General features: G+C 37.0%; 9 protein-coding genes and 1 pseudogene. 9 read left to right on the top strand and 1 reads right to left on the bottom strand.

The features are described 5' to 3' along the window. Positions 1-536: 536 nt before the first annotated feature. The 3 genes from DS031_RS16025 (at position 537) to DS031_RS16020 (ending at position 2,435) form a co-directional block, all read left to right on the top strand. Complete coding sequence (locus tag DS031_RS16025; protein WP_113807083.1) at positions 537-944, top strand: cupin domain-containing protein; 408 nt, start codon at positions 537-539, stop codon at positions 942-944. Positions 945-1,109: 165 nt separating this feature from the next. After that, positions 1,110-1,235 (top strand): hypothetical protein, encoded by a 126-nt coding sequence (locus DS031_RS24495; protein WP_281269132.1) that lies wholly within the window; start codon positions 1,110-1,112, stop codon positions 1,233-1,235. Positions 1,236-1,337: 102 nt separating this feature from the next. Further along, positions 1,338-2,435, top strand: coding sequence for an MBL fold metallo-hydrolase (locus tag DS031_RS16020; RefSeq protein ID WP_113807082.1), 1,098 nt, complete (start codon positions 1,338-1,340; stop codon positions 2,433-2,435). A 634-nt stretch (positions 2,436-3,069) separates the two neighbouring features. On the opposite strand, the gene DS031_RS16015 is transcribed toward DS031_RS16020, so the two are convergent. Next, the gene (locus tag DS031_RS16015; protein WP_113807072.1) at positions 3,070-3,444 is read right to left on the bottom strand and encodes a DUF2255 family protein; all 375 of its coding nucleotides are present in this window, start codon (positions 3,442-3,444) and stop codon (positions 3,070-3,072) included. Positions 3,445-3,801: 357 nt separating this feature from the next. Here DS031_RS16015 and DS031_RS16010 point away from each other — a divergent pair, with 357 nt between their 5' ends. The 6 genes and pseudogenes from DS031_RS16010 to DS031_RS15985 all read left to right on the top strand — a co-directional run bounded on the left by DS031_RS16010 (position 3,802) and on the right by DS031_RS15985 (position 10,748). Continuing rightward, the gene (locus DS031_RS16010; protein WP_113807071.1) at positions 3,802-4,182 is read left to right on the top strand and encodes a cyclophilin-like fold protein; all 381 of its coding nucleotides are present in this window, start codon (positions 3,802-3,804) and stop codon (positions 4,180-4,182) included. A 94-nt stretch (positions 4,183-4,276) separates the two neighbouring features. After that, positions 4,277-5,422, top strand: a complete 1,146-nt coding sequence (locus tag DS031_RS16005; RefSeq protein WP_220182090.1) for a PQQ-dependent sugar dehydrogenase — start codon at positions 4,277-4,279, stop codon at positions 5,420-5,422. After that, positions 5,413-6,417 (top strand): annotated as a pseudogene (locus tag DS031_RS16000) (PTS fructose transporter subunit IIC); the annotation flags it as partial. The gene DS031_RS16005 and the pseudogene DS031_RS16000, both read left to right, overlap by 10 nt. Further along, positions 6,401-6,856, top strand: coding sequence for a PTS sugar transporter subunit IIA (locus DS031_RS15995; RefSeq protein WP_113807069.1), 456 nt, complete (start codon positions 6,401-6,403; stop codon positions 6,854-6,856). The pseudogene DS031_RS16000 and the gene DS031_RS15995, both read left to right, overlap by 17 nt. 345 nt (positions 6,857-7,201) lie before the next feature. Then, complete coding sequence (locus tag DS031_RS15990) at positions 7,202-7,978, top strand: MurR/RpiR family transcriptional regulator (protein ID WP_113807068.1); 777 nt, start codon at positions 7,202-7,204, stop codon at positions 7,976-7,978. Positions 7,979-8,357: 379 nt separating this feature from the next. Next, positions 8,358-10,748, top strand: a complete 2,391-nt coding sequence (locus DS031_RS15985; RefSeq protein ID WP_113807067.1) for a polyprenyl synthetase family protein — start codon at positions 8,358-8,360, stop codon at positions 10,746-10,748. The last annotated feature ends 650 nt before the right edge of the window (positions 10,749-11,398 follow it).

Below are 11,398 nucleotides of genomic sequence, written 5' to 3'. Positions count from 1 at the left end.
CATTGTTCGAAGAATATGACCCATTTACGGGAGAGAAAAATCGGAAGAACTAAAGAAATTCTTTAGAATTAGTGAGTGAATGTGGTGCAGAAGGGAAACCCTTTCAGCGGGCCTTTTAGGCCCAGGCCGGTAACAGAGGCTTTCAGCCGCAGAGCAAACCACCAGTTCACACTGGTGGTTTTGATTTTATAGTTTCACAAGAGTATATTCTACTTAGGATTAAATCTAGGGGTTTCAATGAAAGTGGTCATGATCTTTCAACAAGGCTGATTAATACCACTTCGGCAGACCTATGCAAAGTTTATTCATCTAAGTAAAAAACTTGGGCAAAAATCTAAATTAACTATTGACTTAGAGTTAAGTCTAAGGAATATAATTCCACTTGTACTAAATTATTTGACTGAAACAAATATTATCTTATTCTAATTTACCTCCTTTAAAATAATAGGAGCTTGGAACAGTTGGTTTTATTTCATATAAAACCGTAAAAAATCATATAAAATCGAGAGGAATCGGTTTTGATCGGAGGAATTAAATTGGCAAAGCATGAAGAAGTAAAAAATGGCGTTATTTTTCCAGCGGGAGAAAAAAATGAAGCATTTTCACAATTTTTTGTGGGACAAAGTTATCTTAAATTATTAGTTGCTGATCCAAAAGTAAATGTTGGTGTTGGGACTGTGACCTTTGAACCAGGATGCCGAAATAACTGGCATATTCATCGTGATGGATATCAAATTTTACTAGTAACTGGTGGTGAAGGTTGGTACCAAGAAGAAGGAAAATCAGCTCAATTTCTAAAAGCTGGTGATGTTATTGTCACGCATGATGGTGTAAAACACTGGCACGGTGCTGCAAAAGACAGCTGGTTTGAACACATTGCAATCACTGCAGGTACGCCGGAATGGTTGGAACCTGTCGACGATGAAACTTACAATAAATTATAAAACAAACGCATCGAATCATTTGATTCGATGCGTTAATTGTTCATGATAAATGATAAAACTTCATTAGACTAAACTACGCATGCCCAAAAGTACGGCTTAAAGATGGATTATAGCGTTTGAAAAAAGATTGAGGCACTTCAACTTATAAGTTAGATAGGTGATGGGATGTGTGTAACTAGTATATTGGAAGTGTTTGTAAAGAATAAGGCAGGTAAGAACGAATCGGCAGGAATAAGCGAAAACGGTTATCAGCCCCTTGGTGCCGATCGCGTAACCTTGTCAATTCAATGAGAGGACGTACATAAAGTGTCAAATTCAAAAGAACCCACTACCTCACAGACAATAATCGAAAATGCTGCACTGAAAGTCAGGAAAGGAATTGTAAAAAAAATAATGATGTATTTTTTCATTTTATTAGTTGGATTATGTGTTGCCATAACAATGTTTATAAACCTAGATCCAGTATTCGGCGGGAACCCAAGTAAAGAACAAAAAGAAAAATATAGTAAGTTTGCTAATTATGCTAACGGTAAATTTGTCAATCAAGTGCCCACAAAGTTGGATATGAGTTTATCTGATAATTTCTCCATGATGAGGGAATCTATTTCAGGTGGTAAAGACCGCACTCCTGCCGGTCAAATTCCTGTTGCCGAGATTAATTGGAACAAAATTCATAGTGAGGAAGAAAGTTTAACTTGGTTTGGGCATTCTACTTTTTTGCTGAGTATCGATAATAAAAAGATACTTATAGACCCTATGTTAGGTCCAATTGCGTCACCCGTTTCATTTGTAGGAAGCAAACGGTATACTGGTGACCTTTTGCATATTATTGACGAAATGCCGCCTATTGATGCTGTCTTTATTACCCATGATCATTACGATCACTTAGATTATCCATCCATACGAAAGCTTAAAGACAAGGTCAGCCAGTTTTTTGTTCCTCTCGGTGTAAGTGCTCATTTGATTCGATGGGGAGTTCCTAAAGAAAAAATTACTGAACTCAATTGGTGGGATGTAACGAAGTTTAAGGGCTTAACTGTAGCCTTGACTCCCTCCCAACACTTTTCAGGAAGAGGACCTACTAATCGAGATACGACCTTATGGGGAGGTTGGGTGATTCTAGGAAAACAAACACGTTTATATTCAAGTGGAGATGGAGGATATGGTGCCCATTTTAAAGAGATTGGAAAAAAATACGGACCGTTTGATATCACCTTAATGGAAGGAGGTCAATATGATAGGCGTTGGTCTTGGGTTCATATGACACCTGAAGAATCTGTCCAAGCGAATAAAGATGTAAATGGAAAGACCATGATGTTAATGCATTGGGGAGCATTTACCCTTGCCTATCATGGTTGGACAGAGCCTATAGAAAGAGCATTAAAAGCGGCAAAAGAAATAGAAGTTAATCTAATCGCTCCTGAAATTGGCCAAACTTTACAGTTAGATTCAGACTTATACATTCCTATTTCTCCATGGTGGAATTTGTGATTTTGGACCGTAAAATAATACAATAATTTGATGTGGAGAACTTTTATATATAGCGTATGATAAAGTTGGAAAGTGACCCTAGCGTCTACTAATTGGGATTAATCAATGTGTTCTGCCGGTGATCGTTGCAGCCCGACACCTTTTGCCACTGTCCCATATTGGTTTCACTGTAACAACTATTACGGGTGGGGCTATGTTCGTAGCCAGTGCACTATCCGTAGTATCTAGCGTAGCGATGACTTGGAAGCTCGCATTGATTGCCATCGCGGGTGTAAATATCACAGTCTGGGGAAGAAATTTAAACATGCCATTTGCAAACTTTTTTAGATAGGAGGGAGTGGCATGAATATCCTTTCAAAGTTGTTTAATTCAAAGCACTGTTTCTTCTGCAAGAAAAAAGTTAAACCATTCACGACATACGAAAATGATAGACACGAAAAAATCGAAGTATGTCCATTGTGTAAGGAATATGCTGAAAGAAGATTATTTAAAAAATTATAAAGATATAAGTTCAAAAGTAGAAAAAACAAGATTTTACCTATGACTTGGTAAAATCTTGTTTTTTCTTAATTTATAGCCTTTCCACTGAAATACTATTTCCGAAAAGTAACCGTTCCCTAATGGCTAACTTCGCTTAATCTCGGGGTATCACCTTGACTGTAGCAGAACGAGCGCGATCGCTGACCATTGGACTAAGATATGGGCTTTTATTATATTTTTCTCGATAGGCATTGTCGATAAGGTCGTTCATTGAATCGTTTACTGGTTTAAATGTGACTTCCTTCGTCATTCCTGCTGCAGTGATCCGGCCTGCTTTTTGTCGTAAAGCGGCATTGTACCAACGAGAGTTTTGCCCGTTGTATGCACGTACATAGAGGTAATCTCCGACCACGACGGACCAAATCCAGGTCGGTGTGCCGTAAGTAACCCCGTCCTCACGAAAAGGTGAGATATGAAGGTCATCGGCCACAGTGATCTTGTCTAGTTCTTGTTTTGACCATGTTGTCATTGTAGATCCTCCTTTAAACTAGATAGGTTTTTTAAGATTTAGGTAGACAGACTTTGGAAACGTATAATACCTATTCAAGTCTAGCTATTTTTTGTTTCTGCTATTTAGTCGGTCCCTAAACTAGTTTTAATACAAGATAAAGTCTATAACTTAGAGTGCACTTTAAGGCAAGAGATAAGACTTCAAAAAAATTGAAGAGAGGAATGTAGTGTGCATTGTGTACAAATATTATATATGTTTAACCGTCTAAAATTTATTAAATCTATTGACTTAGAGTTAACTCTGAGCTGTAGAATGGTCACCAAGTTCTAGTACAAGGGATATGAAGAAATAATTAATTCAATAGGAGATGAAAAGATGCCTAATAACCATGTAGAAGCCACAAGAGTAAAATTAATTTTCAACAACGAAGAAGTAACGGTGAAATTAGATGATCATTCCGCAAGTAGAGATTTTCTTACCTTACTCCCATTAACTCTAACTTTAGAGGATTATTCCAACACTGAAAAAATAAGTGATCTGCCAAGAAAATTATCTACAATAGATGCACCATCAGGGATAAAACCATCAGTTGGAGATTTCACTTATTATTCTCCTTGGGGAAACTTAGCTATCTTTTATAAAAATTTTGGATACGCACATGGACTTATTAAATTAGGTCACATTGAATCTGGAATAGAAAAGCTTACGAGTATGACTGGTAATTTTAAAGTTACGATTGAAAAAGTAACAGAATAGAAAATACTATTAGTTGTTTTCTGTTAAATATATTATATCTATGTAAACTAATAATCCATCACAAAATGAAGTGAATAAATGGAGGAGCGAGTTGATGAGGAAATATATAAACTTATTTATTGCTGCTGGCCTTGTATTGGCAGGTTGCCAAAGTGGAACAGAAAATAAGGAACAAAATGAGGCTTCTCAGGAACAGGGGTCTCCTAACAATAGTGATACAGAAAATGCAAATCAAGAAGAAGGAAGTAACCCAAGTGATACGAGTTCAGAACTAAGTTTGCTAAATATGTCTACAGAGGATTGGGAAATGGAAGTACTGGCCGATAAATTGACCTATCCATGGGATCTTCACGTGATGGATAATTTTATTGTCATACCTGAGGTTATAGGAAATATGATTGTCATTCAGGACGGACAATTGGAACGGTATGAAGTTCAAACGTCTGATCCGATTGTACAAGATGGGGGAAGTGGTCTACTTGGTATGGGGTTGGCAGAAGATTTTCAGGAAAGTGGAATAGCCTATATATATTATTCGTATAGATCAGATTCTGGATTAGAGAATAAAGTAGTTCAGGTGGTATATGATGGTGACTCCTGGAAAGAAACTGACATACTAGTTGATGGGATTCCAGGTCATCAACTATACAATGGTGGTCGAATGGCTATTGGTCCTGACGGGTATTTGTATGTTGCAACAGGATGGGCCCACGTAGAGGAATACGCACAAGATCTTGATAGTTTAGGAGGGAAAATTTTAAGAATGAATCTTGATGGTTCTATTCCAGAAGATAATCCTTTTCGAGACTCGTATGTGTATTCATATGGGCACCGCAATCCTCAAGGGTTAGCTTGGAATGATGATGGAACGATATTATATAGTTCTGAGCATGGCTCGAGTGGACAAGATGAAATTAATATTATTGAGCCTGGGAATAATTATGGTTGGCCTGAAATAACAGGGGATGAGGAACAAGAAGGAATAACGAGACCAGTTCTTCACTCTGGTAATGAAACATGGGCTCCATCGGGGATTGCATTTTATGAAGATCATCTATTGGTAACAGGATTAAAAGGGCAAAGCTTATATGTTTACAATAAATCAGCCGGCTCCTTGGATCCTATATTTAGTTCGAATGAAAGACTGAGGAATGTTTTTCCCTATGAAGGGGATTTGTATCTAATTACAACGAACACATCACCAAGAGCCGATAACCCCGGAGATAATGACCGCTTGTAGTCGGTGGAGGGGTATTAATTGCTATTTCGTTTTTATTTGGCATTCATTCTGCTAATCCAGAACATGAATCTTATCATCCAACAGCTGCATTATTAATGAGTATAGGACAGCTTGGCTTTCAATTAATGGTACCTATTTTAGCAGCATTTATTGCAGAATCGATTGCAAAAAGGCCGGGGATGGTTGTCGGCTTTATTGGCGGTTTGATTGCAAGCAACGGTGGAGCAGGATTTTTAGGTGGAATTGTTGCTGGCTTTGCAGCAGGATATTTAATTATTCTGTTATCGAAGCTGTTGAGTAAAATGCCAAAGTCATTAAATGGTTTAAAATCTATTTTCTTATACCCTGTACTTGGCATATTGTTAATTGGAATTCTTATGAGTTTTCTAGTCGAACCAATGACAGCAATTAATGAAGGCATGAAAACGTTCCTGGCCAGTTTCCAAAATGCAAATCCAATTCTTTTAGGTTTGATCGTAGGAGCGATGTGTGCATTTGATATGGGAGGTCCGGTTAATAAAGCTGCCTATGTTACAGGTACAGCACTATTAGCTGAAGGGAATATGTATTTTATGGCAGGTGTATCAGCGGCATGTATAGCTCCACCATTAACTACTGGTTTTGCCACCTTATTATTTAGAAAATATTTTAATCAAGCAGAAAGAAACGCCGGTTCAATTAACTTTATTTTAGGTTCCACACACATTACAGAAGGAGCTATTCCATTTGCAGCTAAAAACCCAGTAGTAGTAATCCCTATCTTAATGATAGGATCTTCTATCGCAGCAACGTTAACGTACATGATGAATATTCAAGTTCCAGCCCCACACGGCGGATTCCTAGTCCTTCCAGTTGTGACAGGTGCATTGCAGTGGGTAGCAGCTATTTTAATTGGGTCTCTAGTTGGCGCTGTCATATTCGGACTCTATAGAAAATTAACATTTCATAATAAAGAAATAGGAAGTGAGGATATTGAAAATGAACAATCTGCTTAATTTAACTCAAATTAAATTAGATCAAAATCTTTCATCACAACAAGAAGTTTTTGAACTCATTTCACAAATAGCTGTAGATCATGGAATAGCTAATTCTAAGCAGGAAGTTATAGATGGATTAAAACACCGCGAGGAAGAGAGTACAACAGGTTTTCAAGATGGTTTTGCTATTCCACATACGCAAACATCTGCCATTACTAAGCCGGGAATTGTAGTAGTTTCAAGCAATGATGGCATTGAATGGGAGTCTCTGGATGAAAAGCCAGCTCGTTTCTTCATTTCACTTCTTATTCCTGAAGAGGAAGTAGGAACCACACATATTAAAGCATTAGCATCATTGTCAAGAATGTTAATTCATGATGATAAGCGTGAGAAACTCCTAAATGCTGAAAGTGCAGATACAGTATATGAAACAATTAATGAAGCATTAAATCAATAATAGCAGAAACAATTTTCGAAGCAGTTCGATAAAATGAAAATGTTATTAGTTAGAAGCTTGCGAAAAGATTTTATTAATCACGATTGCTTAAAAGGTTAACTTTGATTTTAAGATGGTCAAGGAGTAGTTTTCTTGGCCATCTTACTTTATGGTAAAGGTACTGTAGAAAGTTGAGTGAACGTATTCATCAATCATATTTTTAGTAAATTAAGTCTGTTTAATAGGAACACCACAGCTAATAGTTTTATTATAAAAATTCTTAGGCATTGTTAATAATCATGATGGAAAAGCTGGAATGATTTATAATTTTTTATTATATGTAACTTCTGAGAAAGGAAGGATACTATGAACGAGATTTTATTTAATATTCCAAGTAATATATATGTTACTTTAAGTGACTCTGAGAGGTACTTGCTGGAGTATATTCATAATCATTTAGAAGACATTTCTACTATGTCGATTGTAAAGCTTAGTGAAAATGCGAATGTTTCTACAGCGACAATTGTAAGATTAATGAAGAAAATCGGTTATGATGGCTATACTTCATTTAAATATAGTTTAAAGGAAAAAGTGAATTTTTCAGATGATAACCGGGAAATGGACGACATTAATTCAGAAATTAATCAAGCAATTAAAAAGAATGAATATGAAGTGATAAAGACAATTCAATTACAAAGTATTGGTCAAATTGAGGATGCTGTTCAAAAAATCGATAATGCAGAAAAAATATATATATTTGCTCGTGGTTTTTCAGTAATGATTGCTCAAGAGATGGCCATTAAACTGCAGCTAATGGGGAAAAATTGTGAGAAGCATGATGATCCCAATATTATTAGGTTAAAATCACATAAAATTAAAGAAAATGAACTAGCCATTTTTATTTCATTAAATGGAGAAACAACAGAGTTAGTTGAAGCATGTAAAAACTTGAATATTAAACAAATTACAACGATTACTTTAACTACAAGGATGGAATCAAGTCTTGGAAGGCTTTCGGAAATGACGTTTGTAGGATACAAAGGAAGTCAGTCTTACTTTCCGGATTATGAGGTAAGGTCAAGGTTACCGTTGAATGTACTATCAAGAATCTTATTAGATGCTTATGTCATTCGGATGCTCTAAGAAAATAGGAGTGTTCCAATAAACTAAAAGCAGTGGGATAAAAACCTAAATACGATTAAATAAAAAACACATGGCATTTTTTTTGTGAATTACCATGTGTTTTTGCTTTTGATTTTATTGTTTGAACTTCAAAATACAACCTGTTACTATAAATCACTGCTCTCTTATAAAGAAGTTATCCAAAATTTCGCAAGTTCACTTTCGTTTTATTATTCCTTTTCAGATGACACGATCCTACTGGATGAATTTCAAGAAATATTTTCAGGGGAAATCTAATAGTTACATATATTTTATTTGCTTTAAAAAATGCTGGGAATATTAATATTGATTTATAATGCATACATATATGTAAAATCATTAAGTAGAGGTAGTGTGTAGTATGAATAAGGAATTAACAAAAAATGCTGATGCATGCTATCGGCTGGCTGAACAGAAGGCTGCTCAATATTTTAAATCACTTTATGTGCAGCTCAAGCAAAAGACTTATGTCCCTGTCCTAACCGAAGATATACAATCGTGGAAACAGAATCACATTCATTATCCACTCTTCTCCTTTTTTTCACGTTTTTCACGAGGAAAGAAAAAGTCAGATTCCATGGGGTATGACAATTATATCCAGTGGTTGGAGTACACAGGAAAACTAGATAATTACTTGGACCGGAGCATCTCATATATTTTCATGCGGGATCTGGGTAAAGCCTTGGACTCACCTGACACACAGACAAGGATTCGGCGTGTAGTTGACAGTTTAAAAAATCACTTAACTCAATCCACCGCAAAAGCCCGAGAAGATAAAACTGAAACAATTAGCATGGCCGGTCTGTATCGACTGGCTCAGAAGGAAGGTATCGAATCCACCATGATCTGGGTAATCAACAAATTAAAGACTGTATCCCTCAATATTCCAAAAGGAATAGATGCTGAGCAGGCCCAGCGAAAACTTATTAAAATCATTGCGGGGGTAATAATGCATGTTTTTGAAGAGTTGGGAGAGGGGATATCGTCTGAAGAACGTACTCAGAAACTTGATGAAGCCATTAGGCTGGGCTATTCCTATGGTCTGACCTACCCCTTCATTGATGATCTTCTGGATGCCAAAGTCTTATCTTCTAAAGAAAAAAAGCAATATTCGGATTTGATACGTACCACACTTATTACAGGATCTGTGCCGGAATTGGGCGAGTGGACTGGAAAGAATGCGGATTTGATTCGCTATATTCATTCGGAACTCCGAGAGGCCTTTGAGTATATTAAGGACCACCAGCGACCAGAAAAAATGAAATCTTTTTTCGAGCAATCCTATGTTTTTTTTCATTCCCAGGAAGTGGACCGTGTAAAAAATCTATCAAATCCCAATTACACTAATGAAGAGATATATATACCAATCATTTTAAAATCATCTTTTTCACGATTGATTGCTCGTTCAGTCATTAGTGCTCCTGAAGATGAAGGCTTTGAAAACCGGACATTCTTTTATGGAATTTACAATCAGCTGGCTGATGATTTTGCAGACATGTTTGATGATATGAAGGAAGGTGCGGTAACACCCTATACTTACTATATGAAATATCATGATAAGCGTTTGGATCTTATAAACCCCTTTGAATTATACTGGGCGGTCATCTCCGAGTTGATCCACAATGTATATCACTCAGATACTAAGACCTGCGAGGTGATCCTAGATCGTGCGATAAACGGCCTGAAACGATTTAAAGCAAGGCTGGGAGTCCAAAAATACAACGAAGTGATGGATTTATTTGGATCTGGAAATCTGAAATTTAACCGTTTAATTCAAAATATGGTTCGAAAAGCAGATGATGTGGATTTCTTTGATAAACTGCTTAGAGACCATATAATTACCATTTTAAAAAATGAACGGAAAGAGCAGGAGGACTTTTTAGATACGATCCAAACTGTACGTGATCAGGTCAACAGCATCTTACATATTCCTAAAGTCGATAATGATGCTTTGAGCAAAGATCCAATAATTGATGCTGCAAATTATAGTTTGGAAGGCGGTGGAAAACGATTGAGGCCAATAATGACTTGGGTTATGGGTGTGAATGAATATGGATTAAACAAGTCGGCAATCTTTCCGCTTCTAAGGTCCTTAGAATATATGCATACTGCATCCCTAATCTTTGATGATCTGCCATCTCAGGATAATGCATCCATTCGTAGGGGGCGTCCAACCCTGCATCGGGTGTATAGCTCGGCCATTGCAGAACTAACTGGTCTCTTCATGACCCAGAAAGCTATTGAGGAGCAAGCATCTCTTGACGAGTTCGATTCGAGAACTGTTCTTAAATTGATTCAATATTCGGCTAAAAAGACAGAGGATATGTGTAAGGGACAGGTGATGGACTTGAATTCCAAAGGGCAACTATTGACACTGGAACAATTGAATAGGATTTGTTTTTATAAAACTGGAATTGCATTTGAAGCTTCCCTCATAATGCCTGCAATTCTCGCTCATGCAAAGGAGTTTGAAATTGAAGCTTTGAAAAAATTCGCCTATCATGCCGGCATTGCATTTCAGATTAAGGATGACCTGCTTGATGTTGAAGGAGATTTAACTTTACTAGGAAAACCTATTGGACAAGACTTTGAAAACAACAATTCGACTTTTGTGTCAATTCTGGGTCAGGAAGGTGCCAAAAAAGCGATGTGGGAACATTACTGTCTTGCCGTAGAAGCGCTGCAGGAGGTGCCGCGCAATACGACTTTTTTGAAGCATTTATTGAATTACATTGTGAATCGAGACCACTAAGAGTTTGTTATACCTACATATTTAAATGAATACTCCCGCCACTTAGCTACGCTTGAAGTGGGGGTTTCTAACGTATCGAACATTTCTGAACGCTTAACGTTAGTGGAGTTGACACATTGGTGATCTCAATACACCCAACTCCTCTATCCCATCGGTCTTGCCTTTGGGACTTCTTTTAATAAGCCTACTGCACCATTTTCACACGTTGTGCTAGTCATGTATCACGCATCTTCGGCTTCTCTAGGCTTGAACATTTTACGCAGCAGAGCGTCTTTTCCTGCTACAACCTTATATGTTCAGTTTTCAATGAGCATGTACAAGGATGTACAACTATTATTATATCATTTATTACGTACTTGTGTTCGTAATAAATGTGATGGAAATTCACCCCCTCCCTACTTATTGGGGGATCGCCCTTCACATTCCTTGAGGAAGGGGTACTCTTTCCAAAAATGATAGAAAGACGAGCTGAGCTGTTTTGTGTTCTTAGTCCAAGCCGTCTCTGCTCACTCAAAAGAAAATAAACGAATCATTGAAGAGATGTCTCTTATAATGGAAATGCTAAGATAAAAAAAGCGGTTGCATTTATTAAACAGGTGTAGTATGATGTAGGAAAGCGAATACAGTTCGGATTGTTACTGTTAGATCAG

It is taken from the genome of Bacillus taeanensis (assembly GCF_003318295.1).
Classification (GTDB): domain Bacteria; phylum Bacillota; class Bacilli; order Bacillales; family UBA6769; genus Maribacillus; species Maribacillus taeanensis.
This window is presented reverse-complemented; position numbering and strand designations above follow the sequence as displayed.